Raw genomic sequence first — 15,896 nt, forward strand, 5'->3', positions numbered from 1 at the left:
ATGGCAAGAAGGTGGCCCGTTCATGGCCGGCCGGTGCCGCCATACCGGGCGTCACCCTCCGATAGGCACCATCACGGACTGGAACTGGGTGGTGCGGCGCAGGCGGAAGCCGAGCGACTCGTACAGGCGGATCGCGTGGACGTTGCCCGCGGATGCGTGCAGGAACGGCGTCTCGCCGCGCGCCCGGATGCCCGCGGCGACGGCGAGCACCAGCCGGGTCGCCAGTCCCCGGCCGCGGTGGGCGGCGTCGGTGCACACGGCGCTGATCTCCGTCCAGCCGGGCGGGTGCAGGCGCTCGCCGGCCATCGCCACCAGCGCGCCGCCCCTGCGGATCCCGAGGTAGACGCCGAGCTCGATGGTTCGCGGCAGGAACGGGCCCGGCTTCGTCCGCTGGACCAGATCCAGCATCTCCGGCACGTCCGCCGGGCCCAGCCGGACCGCCTCGCCGTCCGGCGCGCCCATGATGCTCTCGCCGGTGAGCTGGACGCCGGGGATGTTCGCCACCACCTCCCATCCGGGCGGCGGGGGCGAGATCACGCCGGACAGCGGGACCAGCCCGCCCGGCCCGGCCAGGGCGGCGATGTCGGCCCAGTCGGCCGGCCCCGGCTCGGGCGGCAGCGAGATGAACGGCGAGACGTCCACGGGATAGCGCAGCACGCTCCCGCGCCGCTCGGCGAGGTGCGCGTGCGCCCCCAGGAGGGACTCCCTGGCCGGATTGTCCAGCGGGTGCGCCGAGACGGCCGGCTGCGTCATGGCGCGACCGGGGCCAGCCGCCCCTTGGCCGAGCGCTCCCGGTCACGCTCGGCGACCCCCTGCCTGACCAGCGGGATCACATGCCGGCCGAAGTCGATGGCGTCGTCGAGGATGTCGTAGCCGCGGGCGGAGAGGATCTCCACGCCCAGGTCGTAGTAGTCGAGCAGGGCCTCGGCGACGATCTCGGGCGTGCCCACGAGCGCCGTGGAGTTGCCCGCGCCCCCGGTCGCCGCCGCGGTCGGCGTCCACAGCGCGCGGTCGTACCGCTCCCCCTTGGCCGCCACCTCCAGCAGCCGCTGCGAGCCCGCGTTCTGCGGCGGGCCGGTCAGGCGCCGCCGGTTCGCGCCGACCCGCCGCAGGTCTCCGAGGATGCCCCTGGCCTTCTCCCAGGCCAGCTCCTCGGTCGGCGCGATGATCGGCCGGAAGGCCACCTGGAACCTGGGCACGTCGGCCCGCCCGGCCCGCGCGGCCACCTCCTTCACCGCGGCGATCTGCTGCGCCGTCTCCGCCAGCGGCTCGCCCCACAGGCAGTAGATGTCGGCCTCCGCGCCACCCGCCGCGTACGCCGCCAGCGACGAGCCCCCGAACGACACCTTCGGCCGCGGCCGCTGCACCGGGAAGACGTCGGAGACGAAGTCCTTGAAGGAGTAGTGGGCGCCCTCGTGGTCGAACGGCTCCGTGGAGGTCCACCCCTTCTTGACGATCTGGATGTACTCCCTGGTCCTGGCGTAGCGCTCGTCCTTGGCCAGGACGTCGCCCTCCCTGCCCTGCTCCTGGTCGTTGCCGCCGGTGATGAAGTGCACGGTCAGCCGCCCGTCGCTGATCTGGTCGAGGGTGGCGAAGGTCTTGAGCGCGTACGTCGGGTAGGACACGTTCGGCCGGTGGGCCAGGAGGATCTGCAGGTCCTCGACCCTGGTGGCGACGTACGCGGCCACCTGGGCGGGGTCGGGCGAGCCCGAGCCGTAGGCGAACAGCACGCGGTCCCAGCCGTACTCCTGGTGGGCGCGCGCCAGCCGGAGCGTGTACTGCTTGTCGAAGGAGGGGCCGGAGCGGGGCGAGGTCTCCGAGCCGTCGTTGGTCCCGCCGATCCCGAGGAACTCCACAGGCATGAGCCGAGGCCTTTCTTTAGCGTTATTTCCTACTTATTTAGTGGACTTGATGGTCACTCAGCCTGCCGGGGCAGGCCGGGCGGGTTGATCTCGGACTTCGGGATCGCCTCGTTGCCGAGCCCCCACCGGTCGAGCACCTCCCGGTACCTGCCGTTCTGGATCACCGTGTTCAGCGCCTCGTTGAGCGGCTTGACCAGGCCGTTGTCCTTCTTCGTCATCGCCGCGATGAGCCCCTGCAGGCTGGGCCCGGCGCCGGAGGCCGTGCCGACGATCCGCGAGTCGCCGCTGACGGCGATGTTGTAGGCGATGGCCGGGTTCGGCCCGAAGTACGCCTGGACGCGTCCCGACTTGAGGGCGAGGAGCACGTCGCCGTACTTCTGGTAGTAGAGGATCTCGACCGGTTTGAGGCCTGCCGCCCGGTTCTGCTTGTCCCAGTCGAGCAGGATCTTCTCCTGGTTCGTGCCGGAGCCGACCGAGACCCGCAGCCCGGCGATGTCGGCGGGCTTGGCGATCTCCTTGATCGGGCTGCTCGCGGTGACCTGCCAGCCGAGCTGGTCGATCCGGTACGTCGCGAAGTCGTAGGTGTCCTTGCGCTCCTCGGTGACGGTGACGTTGTTGAAGACGACCTCGTACTTGCTGGACTTGGTGGCCAGGAAGAGGTTCTCCCACGAGGTGGTCTGCGGGGCGAACTCCAGGCCGAGCACGTCGGCCACGAGCTGGGCCAGGTCGGTCTCGGCGCCGATCAGGGTCGTGTCGTCGGTGGCCGGGAACACCAGCGGCGGGGCGCCCTCGCCGTTGAAGCCGACGGTGAGCCTGCCGTCCTCGGCGACGGCCGCCGGCACCTGGGCCGCGATGGCCGCGACCTTCTCGGTCCGTAACCGCTTCTGGTCGGGCCCGAGGTTGATCGACGGGCCCGTGCCGGCGGGAGAGCCGGTGGCCGCCGGGGCCGTGCCGGCGGTGCCGGCCTTGGGGGCGAGCACGGGGTCGGCGCCGCACGCCGCCACGGCGAGCGGCAGGAGGAGGAGGGCGGGCACGGCCAGCGCCCGTGCGTAGACAGCGCGCATGGTCTCGGTTCCTTTCCGGAGGACCTTGCCGGTACAGAGGGGCTTGCCGGGACTCGGACGGGGTTCAGAGGACCTTGCCGATGAAGGCCCGGGTGCGTTCGTGCTCGGGGTCGTCCAGGATCTGCGCGGGCGGGCCGATCTCGACGATGCGGCCGGCGTCCATGAACGCGACCGTGTCGGCCACCTCGCGGGCGAACCCGATCTCGTGCGTGACCACGATCATGGTGGTCCCGCTGCGGGCCAGGTCCTTGATGACGTCCAGCACCTCCCCCACCAGCTCGGGGTCGAGCGCGGAGGTCGGCTCGTCGAACAGCAGCACCTTGGGCTCCAGGGCGAGCGCCCTGGCGATGGCGACGCGCTGCTGCTGGCCGCCGGAGAGCGTACGCGGGTAGTCGCCGGCCTTGTCCGCCAGCCCCACGCGGTCGAGCAGCCGCCCGACCAGCGGCTCGACCTCCGTACGCGGTCTGCGCTGCGCCGACAGCGGCGCCTCGGCCACGTTCTGGCTGACGGTGAGATGGGGGAAGAGGTTGAAGCTCTGGAAGACGAACCCGATCTGGGTGCGCTGGCGCAGGACTTCGCGCTCCCTGAGCTCGTACAGCCGGTCGCCGGCGCGGCGGTAGCCGAGCAGCTGCCCGTCGACCCGCACCGAGCCGCGATCCACCTTCTCCAGGTGGTTGATCGTGCGCAGCAGCGTGGACTTGCCCGAGCCGGAAGGCCCGAGGATGACCGTGACGTGGCCGCGCGGCACCGTCAGGTCCACCCCGCGCAGCACGTGCAGGGAGCCGAAGCTCTTGTGCACGTCGCGCAGCTCCACCATCCCGCTCACGCGCGCCCCCTGCCGTAGTGGCGCTCGACGTAGTGCTGGACGACGGACAGGACGGTGGTCAGTATGAGGTACCAGATGGCCGCGACCAGCAGCAGGGCCATCACCCTGCCGGTGCGGCTGTAGATCACCTGCACCTGGTAGAAGAGCTCGGGCAGCGCCATGATGTAGACCACCGAGGTGCCCTTCACCAGGCCGATGATCTCGTTGCCCGCGTTGGGGACGATGGTCCGCATGGCCTGCGGCAGGATGATCCGGAACAACCGCCGCAGCCGCGGGATTCCCAGCGCGGCGGCGGCCTCCCGCTGCCCGTGGTCCACCGAGAGCAGGCCGCCGCGGACGATCTCGGCGGCGTACGCGGCCTGGTGCAGCGACAGCCCGAGCACCGCCGCGGCCAGCGGGCTGACCAGGTCCATCGTCCCGAAGTCGAAGAACGCGGGGCCGAACGGGACGCCGACCGACAGCCGGGGATACAGCAGCGCGAGGTTGTACCAGAACAGCAGTTGCAGGATCAGCGGCACCGACCGGAACAGCCAGACGTACGTCCACGCCACCGACGACAGCAGCCGGTTGGCCGAGAGCCGCATCAGCGCCAGCACCGTGCCCAGGGCGAAGCCGAGCACGATGCCCATCACGGTCAGCTCCAGCGTGACCAGGACGGACCGGACCACCGACGGGGCGAACAGGTACGCCCCGACGACCTCCCACTCCCACGCGGGGTTGGTGACGAGCGCGCTGGCCGCCATCGCCAGCAGGACCAGCACGCCCGCGGCGGCCACCCAGCGCAGCGGGTGCCGGGCGGTGACCACCTGCAGCGGCCGCTCCTCCTGGCGCGGCCGGGCCCGTAAGCCGTGGACCGTCATCAGGCCCTCTCTTCTGGGTGCGCCTCCGGGTGGGCGATGAAGCGGCCGAAGCGGCCCTGGTGGTAGAGGAGGGGACGGCCGGGGCCGTGCACCCTGGCCTCGGCGACCAGCCCGACGACGAGGATGTGGTCGCCCACGTCCACGGTCTCGTGCGGCAGGCAGATCAGGTGCGCGGAGACGTCCTGGAGCAGCGGCGCGCCCAGCGGGCCCGGGTGCCACCTGGTGGGCTCGGCGAAGCGGTCCACGTCCTTGCGCGCGAACCTCGAAGCCAGCTCGGCCTGGTCGCTGGCCAGCACGTTCACCGCGAAGTGATCCGCCGCCCGCAGCGAGGGCCAGGTGGTCGAGGAGCGGTCCACATAGAACGACACCAGCGGCGGGTCCAGGCTGACCGAGGAGAACGACGTCGCCGTCAGCCCGACGGGGACGCTCCGGCTCTGCGCGGTGATGACGACGACGCCGGCCGCGTGCACGGCCAGGGCGCGGCGGAAGCCGTCGGCGTCGAGGGCGCGTGCCGGGCCGCTGGAACGGGCGGGGAGGGTCTCGGTCATGCGCTCGCCACTTGCCTGGTCTCGGATTCGGATTCGGATTCGGGGTCGGCGAGGGCGGGCAGCGGCCGCGCCGGGTGGGCGCACGTGCAGGTCACGATGGTTTCCTCCGATGGAAACTGCGCGGAAGGGATGTCGTAGCGGGGGCATGGGCGCCGTCGGCCACGCCAGGGCGGAGGAAGGGTGGGTCGGTACGGGGCCTACCCGCGGTGGTGCGGCGCCTCCCAGTCGGCTTCGACCGGCTCGACGACGATCCGCTCGGGCCCCTCGTTGAGGAAGGACGGCTTGGGCCCCTGCGAGAACCGCAGGGCGGCGAAGTCCGTCGTGTCGCGGAAGGCGGGCCGCTGGTAGAGGTCGCGGGCGTAGCCCCACAGGTGCGGGAAGTCGGTCAGCGCGCGCTCGCTGATCTTGGCGAGCGGGTTGTAGCCGAGGTCGAACCTGGCCAGCGTCGGCCACAGCCGCACGTCCGACTCGGTGATCCGGTCCCCGAACAGGAACCTGCGCTCGCCCAGCCGCTCCTCCAGCCGTTCGAGCGCGGCGATGACGCGGTGGCGCAGCTCCTCGTAGTCGTCCTGGGTCGTCGCGCCCGCCACCTTGTAGGGGCCGTTGTTGACGTCCTGGTAGATCTCCGCGTTGAGCTCGTCGATCTGCGGGCGCAGCGCGCGCGGGTAGAGGTCGGCCGAGGCGCCGGCCCACTCGTCGAACGCGGTGCCGAGGTCGATGGTGATGTCGGGGAAGTTGTTGCTGACGATCTTGCCGGTCTGGCGGTCCCACAGCACCGGGACCGAGATGTGGCCGGGATAGCCGGGCTCGGTCGCGTCGTAGGCCTGCTCGATGAAGGCGAAGCCGTTGACGGGGTCCGCGCCGCGGCGCTCGCGGAAGGCCCAGCCGCGGCCGTCCCGCTCGTCGTCCACGTACGACAGGGACACCACCTCCTCCAGCCCCTTGAGCTTTCGCACGATCGCCGTACGCTGGGCCCACGGGCAGACCCAGGCGACGTAGAGGTGGTAGCGGCCGGGCTCGGCGCGGAAACCACTGGACCCGTCGGCGGTCACGCGGCCCTGGAAGGGGTAGATCGGCCGGTCCCAGCCCGCGGAGGTGTGCAGGCGGCCCGGTCCGTACGGACCGTAGGTGTCGAGGTCGACCGGGCTGGCGTAGGTCGGCACTCCTGTGGAGGCGGCGGTCATGGCTGGACTCCTCGTCCCGATGCAATACCTAGTCAAACAGTAGGAAAACTAGGTTTATCTGTCAACGGACATCGGGGGACAAATCCGGGTTGACGATGGTTCGTGCCACCAACTAATTTAGTTCGCATCACGCACTATTCGCTATGTCGAACTATTTGGAAAGGGTGCGTTCCATGACCATGTCTCCGGACGCCCGCGGCTCCGGGATCGTGCCGGCGCTCGTCACCGCCGTCTTCGGCTATTCCCTGATGCAGACGGTGGTGGTCCCCGCCCTGGGCCTGCTGACCCGGGAGCTGGGCACGACTCCGACGTGGTCGGCCTGGATCCTCAGCGCGTTCCTGCTGTCCAGCGCGGTGCTGACGCCGCTGCTCGGCCGCATGGGCGACCTGTACGGCCGGCGGCGGGTGATGATCGGCGTGCTGGCCGCCAACGCCCTCGGGATGGCCGGCGCGGCGGCGGCCCAGAACGTCGGCCAGCTCATCGCCGCCCGGGTCGTCCAGGGCGCGGCGCTGGCGCTGGTGCCGCTGTCGATGGCGATCCTGCGCGAGACGCTGCCCCGCGAGCGGCTGCCGTCCGCGATGGGGCTGGTCTCCGGCATCGTCGGGGCCGGGGCGGGGGCCGGCCTGGTGGTCGGCGGGCTGCTGGCCGACCACCTGTCGTGGCGGTTCCTGTTCGTGCTCGGGGCGCTGCTCGCGCTGATCAGCCTCGCGATGGTGGCCCGGTGGGTGCCGGGCGGCCGGCCCGCCGCCGCGGGCCGGCTCGACCTGGTCGGCGCGGCGCTGCTCGGCCTGAGCCTCGTCGCGGTGCTGCTCGCCCTCACCCAGGGGCCCTCGTGGGGCTGGACGTCGGCGGGCGTGCTGGGCCTGTTCGCGCTCGGCGCGGTGCTGGTCGCGGTGCTCATCGCGGTGGAACGGGTCAGGCGCGACCCGCTCATCGACGTCGCCGAGCTGACCGACCGGCCGATGCTGGCCACGCACGCCGCCGCCCTGGTGTTCGGCGCGGGATCGTACTTCTTCTACCTGGCGCTGCCCATGTTCGCCCAGCAGGAGCCGGGGGCGGACGGGACCGGTTTCGGGGCCTCGATCACGGTCGCGGGGCTGCTGATGCTGCCCGGCATGCTGGCCATCATCCCGGCGGGCCTGGCGCTCGGCCGGATCTCGGCGGCGCTCGGGTCGCGCTGGCCCCTCGCGGGCGGATTCGCGATCTTCGCGGCCGGCTCGGCCCTGCTCGCCCTCGCTCATGCCGACTACTGGCAGCACCTGGTGTTCTACGGCGTGGTCGGCGCCGGGTCGGGCCTGGTCATGGGGGCACTGCCCAAGCTGATCTCCGACATCGTGCCGCCGGCCAGGACCGGCACCGCCAACGGCATCAACAACATCATCCGCACGGTCGGCGGCGTCGTCGGCAGCCAGCTCGCCGCCGCCGTGGTCGCCACCGGCGGGACGGGGCCGGTTCCCGGCTCCGCCTTCACCGGCCTGTTCTGGCTGGCCGCGGCCGTGGCCGTGCTGGGGGTCGCGATCTCGCCCTTCGCCGTACGCCGCGGCGCCGCGACCGTCGCCGCCCAGCCCGTGAGCGAGCGCGCATGAGCGTCTTCAGCGCGGCCGAGCTGGCCTACCTGCGCGCCGGGCAGCTGCTGGGGCGGCTGGCCACCGTCGGACCCGACGGCCTGCCGCATGTGGCGCCGGTGGGCTGGTCCCTGGACGCCGCGGGGACGGTCATCGAGATCAGCGGCCGCAACTTCGGCCGGTCGAAGAAGTTCAGGGACGTGCTGCGGACCGGCGTCGCGGCCCTGGTCATCGACGACGTGCTGCCGCCGTGGCGCCCGCGCGGGGTGGAGGTGCGGGGGCGCGCCGAGGCCGTCGAGGGGAGCCTGCCGCGGATCCTGCTGCGCCCCGGCCGCATCGTGAGCTGGGGGCTGGAGAGCGGGGCGAGCATCGAGGACACCTACCGCGCCCGCGACGTCTAGCCGCCTTCCGCCACGGCGCCGGGCTGGTCGCGGTGGGTGAAGAGGTCGATGAGCGCCTGGACGGGCATGTCGCCCTCGGCGGGATGGCGAAAGGGGCGGTGCGGGATGATCTGATAGCGGTTGCGCCGCCCGACCCGGCTGCGCCGCAGGTAGCCGGCCTCCTCCAGATCTCTGACGATGCCCTGCGCGGCCCGCTCGGTGATGCCGATGTTGGCCGCGATGTCACGCACCCGCACCATCGGGTCGGCCGCGATGGCCAGCAGCACGCGCGCATGATTGGTGAGGAACGTCCACCCGGAACGCTGCTCGGTCACATGATCCATGATCCTGCTGCTCCTCCCGGCACCAGAGCGGCGGGTCCGCGGGCGGGACGCCGATGATCCTTGGCCGAAAATTTTCTACAGAAAAGCTATTCAGGTAATCTTCCTACGAAGATAGCCTGAACTCGACCGGTTCGCTCTCGCCGACTGTCAGCGTGATCAGGGAATTGCGATGTCACACAGGCCGTGCGTAGCCACGACGACACACCTCGGACGTACTCCGTGACCGGCGTGCGTCCGCCAGACCGGGCACACACGTTGGCCGGGCCCGAGCAGCTGCTCTATCTCGATGACATGCTGCACGTCACCTGCACCGTGACACCCGGCCACTCCGTCGTCCGGATCGTCGGCGAGATCGACCGAACCAATGTCGCCGAGCTGCTGCGTACCCTCGACCGGGCCAGGCACATCGATGAACGCCTCGTCGTCGACCTCGGGCAGGTCGCGTTCGCCGACATCGCGGGAGTACGGGCGCTCTCCTTCTTCGCCGGCCTCGGTCCCACCGTCATCCGCGACACACCGCACCAGATCGACCGTCTGATGCGCCTCCTGGGTCTGCCTTCTTTCGTAGAACGGGGAGACGGCTATGGCTGCCGAACTGACACTGGCCCACCAGCACCTGCCCGGAGTGACGGTGATCTCCGTGACCGGTGAGCTGGACATCACCAATCACGCCAAGGTGGCGGACTACCTGTGCCGGAGCCGTCAGCGACCGGCCGATCAGGTGGTGCTCGACCTGGCCGGGCTGGCATTCATGGACAGCAGCGGCCTGCGGGCCCTGCTGAGCTGCCATCAGGACTGTCTCGGCCAGGGCGGCGAGCTCCGCCTGGCCGCCCTGCAGGCCGTCCCGGCCAGGCTGATGGAGATCACCGGTGTGCACGCGCACCTGTCCGTGCACCACACGGTCGACCAGGCCCTCTCCGCGGCACTGACCAAGATCTCCGGGTGACGGGCTAACGTGATTTTTCATGACGTACGGCCCTCAGCAGCCCGGCCCTCAGCGCCCGGGACCCCAGCACGCCGGCTTCGCGCCGCAGGCCGCGGTGCTCGACGTCGGCGGCGACGCCAAGGTGAAGGCGCTGGCCGGCGGCTCCGTCGCGGGCGTGATCGGGCTCATGGCGATCTTCTCGGCGCTCACCGGCCAGGTGACGGGCGGCGCGGGCACCGGGGTGGTGGTCGCGATACTCGGGCTCGTCTTCCTGCTCATCGGCCTGTCGCCGATCATCGCCTGGCGCAGGGTCAGCCGGCCGCGCAGGCTCGTACTCGACGGGTTCGGGGTGCGCTGGGACGATCCGCAGGGCCGGCCCTGGGCCGTGCCGTGGGGCGAGCTGTCCGGGGTGGGCATCTCGCGCACGCGGCAGCGCCGGGTCAAACCGGCCGACTACCTGTTCCGCAAGACGATGGTCCGGCTCGACCTGTTCCCCGCCGACGCGGGCTTCCGCTCGCGCCACCCGGAGATGGAGCACCTGTGGGAGTTCCACACGGTCGAGAACGGCTACCGGCTGCCGCTCGGCTCGAACCCCAAGTACATCCCGGTGATCGAGCGGGCGATGCGGCAGTGGCGTCCGGCCGCGTATCTGGGGATCCGGGACGAGGGCTTCATGGTGGGGCTGGTCTGACGCTCCCGCCCGCTCAGCGTTCGCAGGAGGGGACGTCGCCGAGGCGGACCGTCACCTTGTCCCCGCCGGGCAGGGACAGCGTGACCCGGTCGCCCTCGACGCGTACGTCCGGCGTGGGCGGCTCCTGGCCGGTCGCGGCGAGCCACACGAGGCTGATGTAGACCGCCGTCCCGCCCGGATGGGCGTCGGCGACGACGTAGGGCGTGGCCGAGTGCGCGCCGTAGGCGTTGGCGCCCTGCGCGGTCACGAGCCCGGTGCCGGTGTAGCCGCGCAGGGCTCGTACGGCGCTCGTCAGCCCGTCCGCGCGCCGCGCCAGCGCCAGCCCCGAGCCGTCGTGCAGGTCGAGCGGGGCGGGCGCCGCCACCGCGTGGCCGCCGTCCCTGACCTGGTGCCCTGCGGGGGCCGTGACCTGGTGGATCCTGATCTCCGCGGCCCCGTCGACGACCGAGGCCGTCACCACGTGCACGGGCCCCGCCGGCAGCTCGTCCCGGTAGGCGGAGGCGGCGAACCGGTCGGACAGGGCGAGCGGCTGGATGCGCCGCCGGCGCGAGAAGGTCCCGTCGGGGGCCACGACGGCCAGGTGATTGTCCGCGCCCCGCGCCTTCTCCCCCACCTCAGGGCCCGTGTGCGTGGTGTAGGCGAGCTTGAGGTAGTGGGGATCGGGCGTGCCTCCCGCCTCCTGGACGCGGTCGCGGTCGCTGCCGTGGTTGACGAGCCGTACGATGCCGTCGTCCGCGGTGGCGTGCAGCAGCCAGCCGGGTGCGGGCATGGACACCGTCTGGTCGGCCAGGTCCACGGGCGCCTCGATCTCCCTGGCGGTCCAGGCCGGGTGCTCGGGCGGCAGCAGCAGGCCGAGGAACGCCTTGCTGGCCCAGTAGGGCGAGGCCGGGCCCGAGTAGTCCTGGGTGAGGGGCAGGAACGGGCCGTACCAGCCGAGGGTGAGCAGGCCGCGCTCGTCCGGCGCGCCGCGCTCGGCGAAGTGGCGCAGCGCGCCGCTGGCGATCCGCCGCGTCCGGCCGGGCGGCAGCGGCGAGGCGCCGGTCAGCGCGCCCAGCCACAGCGGCGCCACCGTCGCGAACCGGTAGGTCAGCGAGCGCCCCTGGTGCACGGGCCCGCCGTCGGCGGCGAAGAAGTGCTGGTACTGGCCGAGGAAGCGGTGCAGCCGCGCGGCGTAGAGCTCCTGGCGGTCCGTGTCGCCGGCCATGCGCGCCCACAGCGACGGGTAGAGGTGCAGGGCCCAGCCGGCGTAGTAGTCGAAGTTCTTGCCCTTACCGTCGGAGTACCAGCCGTCGCCGGCATACCACTCCTCGATCCGCTCCAGGCCGCCGTCGATCTCCTCCGGCCGGTGCGGGCCGCCGACCTCGGCCAGGAACTGCTCCACGATCACCCGGAACAGCACCCAGTTGTTGTCGGGGGTGCGCTTGCCGATGAACCCGGCCAGCCACGACACCACCCGCTCCCGCTGGGCCGGGGTCAGCCGGTCGTACAGCCAGGGGCGGGTCTCGTGCAGCGCCAGCGCCACCGAGGCCGCCTCCACCAGCTGCTGGGACATGTCGGCCAGCGCGGGCCAGGCGTAGGGGTGCGCGGGATCGGTCCCGGCCACCAGCCCGCCGGCGTAGCGCTCCAGCAGGGCGGCCGGCACCGCGCCGCGCGCTCCGGCGATCCGGAACGCGGCCAGCAGGAACGTGCGCGCGAACCCCTCCAGGCCGTCGCTGACCGGACCCGAGCGGCTCGTCCGTCCCGGCAGGCGGTACTGGGCGTAGCCGTCTGTCGCGTACGGGACCACGGAGGCCAGCAGGTGGTCCGCCACCGCCTCCCAGTGTGCGCGGGTCCATCCGGTGAGAGGGGATCGTTCCGTGTCGGCCGGCGGGAGGTGTAGCGACATAAAGCGGATACTAGGCCATCCCTAATTGCCGCAACGGCGGGCGGTGCGCGATCGTCCCCGCACTCCCGGTCGCGAGGGCAAATCACTCCCGGTCGCGGGGCGTGGCCACCTGGATGACGGCGTGGGTGCCGCTGGTGCGCCACGACGGGTCGGCGGCCTCCAGCTCGGCGGCCGTGCGCCGGTCGAGGCCCGTGACGACCTCGGACTTGACCGTGCGCAGGGCCGCGACCGGGCCCGGGAAATAGGCGGTGACCTCGGCGAACGGGGTCGTCGGCGGCCAGAGCCGGTCGCCGGCCAGCCGCCGGTAGTTCAGGTCGCCCTTCATGATCGTCACCGTCGAGGCGGCGAACTCCTCGCGCAGATCGCCCGGCATGTCCCGGTATCCCAGCGGCGCGCAGCCGAAGGGGTGCGCCCGCAGGCGCAGGCGGTCGTCACGCAGCGCCTGCCTGAGCCGGCCGCCGATCCTGGGCGCCGCCCCCGCCGCCCCGGTCATCCGGTCGAGGCAGTCCAGCACGTCGCTCGGGGTGGCGTCGGAGATGTAGTACGGCTGCGGCTTGACCAGCAGGCTCACCTCGCGCGCCCGCCCCGCGGCCAGCAGGTGGTCCACGAGGACCAGGTCGGCCAGCAGCTCGCGCCCGCTGTTGTCGGCGACCACGGTGACCAGGCCGCCGTCCAGCAGCTTCCACAGCCGGTCGGAATCGTCGGCGGCCAGCGCGCCCGTGTCGCCGGTCTCCTTCCCGGCGATCGTGAACCCCAGGTCGGCCAGGTTGCCCCAGACCGCCGTCATCAGCAGCGACCGCTCCCGCTCCCCGTCGGCGAGCGCGTGCTGGCGATCGAGCGCGGCCAGGTCGCCGGTGAAGGCGGGGGCGTCGAGCTCGGCGTGCTTGAACGGCGCGAACAGGTCAACCCCGCGCCATCCGCCGTCGCCGAAATAGCCACCCGCCTGCAGAAGGCGGCGGTAGAAGTAGGACTCCGACCACAGGAAGCCCTGCTGCCGCCACGGCCGGCCGTACTGCTCCTTGCCCCACACCTGCCACAGCTCGAAGTCCGGCGCCTCCGGGGACAGGGCGGCGACCTGGTCGTGCTGCGACTCCCGCAGCAGCGCGGCGAACGCCTGCCGCTCGGCCTGCCCGTACGGCAGGGCCTCGAGGAGGCGGCGGATCAGGGCCGGATGGCGCACGTGGAAGACCTGCCAGGGGAACGAACCCGGCTCGTCGCAGGTGATCGAGGGCGCTTCCCGGTCCGGGACAGTCGGCTGGCTCATGCGTCCTACCTTGCCACCCGCGGCCGGGCGCCGCCGTGGGCCGGCGGCCCGGCCGCGCGCGTTCACGGCGTGGCGCATACGGCGTACGCCGAGGCGTGCCAGACGAACGCCGACGGTTGTCCCGCGACCTCGTTACCGCTGCTCAGCGCGCCGTGCGGCAACGTGACGGGAACGACGTGGCTCATCACGACCTTGCCCTGCGCGCCCAGCGTGGGCGGCGGCACCGACACCGCTCCGCCGACCCCGATCGTCCGCGTGCCACCGGTGCAGGCCGTCTGCGCGTCCTTGATGCCGGCCGAGTCGTCCGGGCCGTGCGTGACGACCACCTGCTGGCCGGGCAGCGGGGAGGCGCAGATCGCGTACGTCGTCAGCGACCAGTCGCCGGCGAACCCGGTCGTGTCCTCCGCCGCGCTCGTCCGCCCCGAGGTCATCGTGATCAGCGGCGCGACCGTTTCGAGCAGGACCTCGCCCTCTCCGTCACCGATCGAGCCGCCGATGCCGGTGATGTTCTTGCCCGCCGGGCACGAGCCGGTCACGTTCTTCGCAGCCGAGGAGTCGGCGGACCAGGTCGCGGTGACCCGCTCCAGCCCGGCGACCGGGTTCGCGCAGATCGCGTACGCGGTGACCGACCAGTTGGTGGCCAGGCCGGCCTCCGTCTCCCGCGCGGACACCGTCACCCGGGTCAGCCCCGAGCTGGGCACGATCTGGTCCATCACCACCTTGCTGCCGCCCTGGTTGACCGATCCCCCCGCGCCGAGGACCTGCTTCCCGCTCGGGCAGTCCGCGAAGACTCCCTTCGAGAAGTCCGAGTTGCTGGAGCTTGTCACGGACACGATCTGCAGCCCCGGCACGGCGGCCGAGGCCGTGCCGGTGAGCGCGCCGCAGAGGATGGTGAGCGTGAATGCGAGCAACAGCCCGATGGGCCGCGCCGACGTGCCGATCTTCCTCATCCCAGTTCTCCTTCTGGGCCCCCGGCACTCAGTAGGCTCCGGCCTCCAGCCGCCGAATACGTAAAAGTGCACACAAACCCATGAAGCATGAGGCAGCTGGGCTGGCAGCGGTCAGGGACGCCGGGTGCGTCCACGGCGTCTCAGCGCGGGCAGCCAGGGGGCGGTGCCGGCGAGGGCCAGGAGCGCCAGCAGCGGGACGCGCCACCATGGGGCGACGCTCGCTCCGGGTGGCGCCGGCGGGCTCGCCACCCAGGGGCGGGCGGTCTTCGACCAGGCCAGGAACGCGTCACCGATCGGCAGCAGGCCGAACGCGTACCGTTTGGTCCACGGCGTGTCGAGCGGCAGCCCGGCCAGCTCCCCGTAATTGGCCAGCGCCGAGGCGAGCGGGGTGTCGCCGTGCGCCTGCGCGGCGCCCAAGGTGACCGCGGTCGCCGACAGGCTCACGCCGAGCGGCAGCGGGCCCGAGTCGACGTCGCCAGGGCCGTCCATGCCCTCGGGGTACTCGCGCACGGCCGGTCCGAGGCCGAGCGGGGTGACGACGTAGCGGTCGCGGAAGCGGGTGTACTGCTCGGCGGCGAAGGCGGGGTCGATGTCCGGCAGGAAACGCTGGATCATGCTCTGCGAGCTGCCCCTGGCGACCTCGGCAGGCTCGCCGGTGCCGGGCTCGACGCGATGGGGCATCAGTCCCGTCCGGGGGTCGAGCCGGGCGCGTACGGACTGGAGCCACCGGGCGGTGGTGCGCGAGTAGCGGGGCGTCGTGGCCAGCCTGTCGTGCAGCCGCAGCGACGCCATCGCCACGGTCGAGTCGACCGGCCAGGCCTGACCCGGGTACGCCGCCAGGTACGGGGAGCCGGAGTCGTCGAACGTCTCGCCCAGCTCGGCGGAGTCCGACTCGAAGCGCCGCAGCTCGGCCGGGTCCCGGCGGCCGGCCGGTTGCAGGCTCAGCACCCCGCCGCGCAGCCAGTTGCACCATCCGCGGTAGAAGACGCCGTACGACGGGGTGAGGTCCGGGCTGAACGGCGCCCGGCCCGCCGGGGACTCCAGCCGCCCCAGCGCCCACCGCGCCTCCCGCAGCGCCGCCTCCCGCTCGCCCGCCTGGTCGCGCATGCCCAGCTCGACCCAGGTCAGGCCGTAGAGGACGTGCAGGAAGAAATACCCCTCGGGGAACAGCGCCTGCGCCTGCTCGCCCGCGCCGGAGTCCAGCTCCGCGCGCAGGAACGCCAGCTGCCGCCGCACCCCTGGCGGCTCATCCGCTGAGGAGGCGGCGGTGGCGGGGGCGACCAGGCGTACGACGCCGGCCAGCGCGCACACGCTGACGACGACGGCGGCCAGCCGCCGGGACCAGCGCAGCATCCTGCGAGGAAGCGGTGTCGGCGGTCCAGGCATCCGCCGATGCTAGCGGCGCCCCACGGGGGTCGCGAGATCGGCGACGTCGGCCGGGGACGGCGGAGTCGCAGGGTCGGCTCCCTCAAAGGCCCGCACCACCGCAGTCCGGCCCCCAAGACCAACGGCGACCGGGCTTCCCGGGGGTGAGGGGTCAGCGGCGGC

General features: G+C 72.4%; 17 protein-coding genes. 5 read left to right on the forward strand and 12 right to left on the reverse strand.

Features of this window, described 5'->3' with window-relative positions; all coding sequences use genetic code 11:
- Window positions 1-51 precede the first annotated feature (51 nt).
- From ETD85_RS31005 to ETD85_RS31035, 7 genes are all read right to left on the reverse strand, one after another.
- Window positions 52-753 (reverse strand): GNAT family N-acetyltransferase, encoded by a 702-nt coding sequence (locus ETD85_RS31005; RefSeq protein ID WP_138693346.1) that lies wholly within the window; start codon window positions 751-753, stop codon window positions 52-54.
- Window positions 750-1,862: an LLM class flavin-dependent oxidoreductase gene (locus ETD85_RS31010; protein WP_138693347.1), complete on the reverse strand. Its 1,113-nt coding sequence runs from the start codon at window positions 1,860-1,862 to the stop codon at window positions 750-752. Before ETD85_RS31010 ends, ETD85_RS31005 begins: the two co-directional genes overlap by 4 nt.
- A 53-nt stretch (window positions 1,863-1,915) precedes the next feature.
- Window positions 1,916-2,926 (reverse strand): ABC transporter substrate-binding protein, encoded by a 1,011-nt coding sequence (locus ETD85_RS31015; protein ID WP_138693348.1) that lies wholly within the window; start codon window positions 2,924-2,926, stop codon window positions 1,916-1,918.
- Between the two features lie 64 nt (window positions 2,927-2,990).
- Entirely contained in the window at window positions 2,991-3,743 is a 753-nt protein-coding gene (locus ETD85_RS31020) for an amino acid ABC transporter ATP-binding protein (protein WP_138693364.1), read from the reverse strand.
- 5 nt (window positions 3,744-3,748) lie between these two features.
- Window positions 3,749-4,612: an amino acid ABC transporter permease gene (locus tag ETD85_RS31025; RefSeq protein WP_138693349.1), complete on the reverse strand. Its 864-nt coding sequence runs from the start codon at window positions 4,610-4,612 to the stop codon at window positions 3,749-3,751.
- Window positions 4,612-5,160 (reverse strand): flavin reductase family protein, encoded by a 549-nt coding sequence (locus ETD85_RS31030; RefSeq protein ID WP_138693350.1) that lies wholly within the window; start codon window positions 5,158-5,160, stop codon window positions 4,612-4,614. The genes ETD85_RS31025 and ETD85_RS31030 overlap by 1 nt, the downstream gene beginning before the upstream one ends.
- A gap of 197 nt (window positions 5,161-5,357) precedes the next feature.
- The gene (locus ETD85_RS31035) at window positions 5,358-6,344 is read right to left on the reverse strand and encodes a glutathione S-transferase C-terminal domain-containing protein (RefSeq protein ID WP_138693351.1); all 987 of its coding nucleotides are present in this window, start codon (window positions 6,342-6,344) and stop codon (window positions 5,358-5,360) included.
- A gap of 173 nt (window positions 6,345-6,517) precedes the next feature.
- Here ETD85_RS31035 and ETD85_RS31040 point away from each other — a divergent pair, with 173 nt between their 5' ends.
- Both ETD85_RS31040 and ETD85_RS31045 read left to right on the forward strand, forming a co-directional pair.
- Complete coding sequence (locus tag ETD85_RS31040) at window positions 6,518-7,930, forward strand: MFS transporter (protein ID WP_170246924.1); 1,413 nt, start codon at window positions 6,518-6,520, stop codon at window positions 7,928-7,930.
- Window positions 7,927-8,310, forward strand: coding sequence for a PPOX class F420-dependent oxidoreductase (locus ETD85_RS31045; protein WP_138693353.1), 384 nt, complete (start codon window positions 7,927-7,929; stop codon window positions 8,308-8,310). The genes ETD85_RS31040 and ETD85_RS31045 overlap by 4 nt, the downstream gene beginning before the upstream one ends.
- Here ETD85_RS31045 and ETD85_RS31050 read toward each other — a convergent pair.
- Window positions 8,307-8,633 (reverse strand): MarR family transcriptional regulator, encoded by a 327-nt coding sequence (locus ETD85_RS31050; RefSeq protein ID WP_138693354.1) that lies wholly within the window; start codon window positions 8,631-8,633, stop codon window positions 8,307-8,309. The two genes, ETD85_RS31045 and ETD85_RS31050, sit on opposite strands and share 4 nt — an antisense overlap.
- A 219-nt stretch (window positions 8,634-8,852) precedes the next feature.
- On the opposite strand from ETD85_RS31050, the gene ETD85_RS31055 reads away from it, so the two are divergent.
- From ETD85_RS31055 to ETD85_RS31065, 3 genes are read left to right on the forward strand one after another with little or no spacing between them, the layout of a single operon-like run.
- The gene (locus ETD85_RS31055; protein ID WP_138693355.1) at window positions 8,853-9,284 is read left to right on the forward strand and encodes an STAS domain-containing protein; all 432 of its coding nucleotides are present in this window, start codon (window positions 8,853-8,855) and stop codon (window positions 9,282-9,284) included.
- Entirely contained in the window at window positions 9,274-9,579 is a 306-nt protein-coding gene (locus ETD85_RS31060) for an STAS domain-containing protein (RefSeq protein ID WP_240779547.1), read from the forward strand. The genes ETD85_RS31055 and ETD85_RS31060 overlap by 11 nt, the downstream gene beginning before the upstream one ends.
- 19 nt (window positions 9,580-9,598) lie before the next feature.
- Window positions 9,599-10,249, forward strand: a complete 651-nt coding sequence (locus ETD85_RS31065; protein WP_206058770.1) for a hypothetical protein — start codon at window positions 9,599-9,601, stop codon at window positions 10,247-10,249.
- Between the two features lie 13 nt (window positions 10,250-10,262).
- Here ETD85_RS31065 and ETD85_RS31070 read toward each other — a convergent pair whose 3' ends face one another.
- The 4 genes from ETD85_RS31070 to ETD85_RS31085 all read right to left on the reverse strand — a co-directional run bounded on the left by ETD85_RS31070 (window position 10,263) and on the right by ETD85_RS31085 (window position 15,701).
- Complete coding sequence (locus ETD85_RS31070; protein WP_138693357.1) at window positions 10,263-12,134, reverse strand: DUF2264 domain-containing protein; 1,872 nt, start codon at window positions 12,132-12,134, stop codon at window positions 10,263-10,265.
- A gap of 82 nt (window positions 12,135-12,216) precedes the next feature.
- Window positions 12,217-13,398, reverse strand: coding sequence for a damage-control phosphatase ARMT1 family protein (locus tag ETD85_RS31075; protein ID WP_138693358.1), 1,182 nt, complete (start codon window positions 13,396-13,398; stop codon window positions 12,217-12,219).
- A gap of 62 nt (window positions 13,399-13,460) precedes the next feature.
- Window positions 13,461-14,348: a hypothetical protein gene (locus tag ETD85_RS31080; RefSeq protein ID WP_138693359.1), complete on the reverse strand. Its 888-nt coding sequence runs from the start codon at window positions 14,346-14,348 to the stop codon at window positions 13,461-13,463.
- A gap of 111 nt (window positions 14,349-14,459) precedes the next feature.
- A complete protein-coding gene (locus ETD85_RS31085) occupies window positions 14,460-15,701 on the reverse strand; it encodes a hypothetical protein (RefSeq protein WP_206058772.1) in 1,242 nt (413 codons plus the stop codon).
- Window positions 15,702-15,896: the final 195 nt, after the last annotated feature.

Source organism: Nonomuraea zeae, assembly GCF_005889725.1.
Taxonomy (GTDB): Bacteria; Actinomycetota; Actinomycetes; order Streptosporangiales; family Streptosporangiaceae; genus Nonomuraea; species Nonomuraea zeae.

Excerpts from the sequence above, each read along its gene's own strand:
- ETD85_RS31005 (WP_138693346.1), bottom strand. The coding sequence starts at position 753 with ATGACGCAGCCGGCCGTCTCGGCGCACCCGCTGGACAATCCGGCCAGG.
- ETD85_RS31010 (WP_138693347.1), bottom strand. The coding sequence starts at position 1,862 with ATGCCTGTGGAGTTCCTCGGGATCGGCGGGACCAACGACGGCTCGGAG.
- ETD85_RS31015 (WP_138693348.1), bottom strand. The coding sequence starts at position 2,926 with ATGCGCGCTGTCTACGCACGGGCGCTGGCCGTGCCCGCCCTCCTCCTC.
- ETD85_RS31020 (WP_138693364.1), bottom strand. The coding sequence starts at position 3,743 with ATGGTGGAGCTGCGCGACGTGCACAAGAGCTTCGGCTCCCTGCACGTG.
- ETD85_RS31025 (WP_138693349.1), bottom strand. The coding sequence starts at position 4,612 with ATGACGGTCCACGGCTTACGGGCCCGGCCGCGCCAGGAGGAGCGGCCG.
- ETD85_RS31030 (WP_138693350.1), bottom strand. The coding sequence starts at position 5,160 with ATGACCGAGACCCTCCCCGCCCGTTCCAGCGGCCCGGCACGCGCCCTC.
- ETD85_RS31035 (WP_138693351.1), bottom strand. The coding sequence starts at position 6,344 with ATGACCGCCGCCTCCACAGGAGTGCCGACCTACGCCAGCCCGGTCGAC.
- ETD85_RS31040 (WP_170246924.1), top strand. The coding sequence starts at position 6,518 with ATGACCATGTCTCCGGACGCCCGCGGCTCCGGGATCGTGCCGGCGCTC.
- ETD85_RS31045 (WP_138693353.1), top strand. The coding sequence starts at position 7,927 with ATGAGCGTCTTCAGCGCGGCCGAGCTGGCCTACCTGCGCGCCGGGCAG.
- ETD85_RS31050 (WP_138693354.1), bottom strand. The coding sequence starts at position 8,633 with ATGGATCATGTGACCGAGCAGCGTTCCGGGTGGACGTTCCTCACCAAT.
- ETD85_RS31065 (WP_206058770.1), top strand. The coding sequence starts at position 9,599 with ATGACGTACGGCCCTCAGCAGCCCGGCCCTCAGCGCCCGGGACCCCAG.
- ETD85_RS31070 (WP_138693357.1), bottom strand. The coding sequence starts at position 12,134 with ATGTCGCTACACCTCCCGCCGGCCGACACGGAACGATCCCCTCTCACC.
- ETD85_RS31075 (WP_138693358.1), bottom strand. The coding sequence starts at position 13,398 with ATGAGCCAGCCGACTGTCCCGGACCGGGAAGCGCCCTCGATCACCTGC.
- ETD85_RS31080 (WP_138693359.1), bottom strand. The coding sequence starts at position 14,348 with ATGAGGAAGATCGGCACGTCGGCGCGGCCCATCGGGCTGTTGCTCGCA.
- ETD85_RS31085 (WP_206058772.1), bottom strand. The coding sequence starts at position 15,701 with ATGCTGCGCTGGTCCCGGCGGCTGGCCGCCGTCGTCGTCAGCGTGTGC.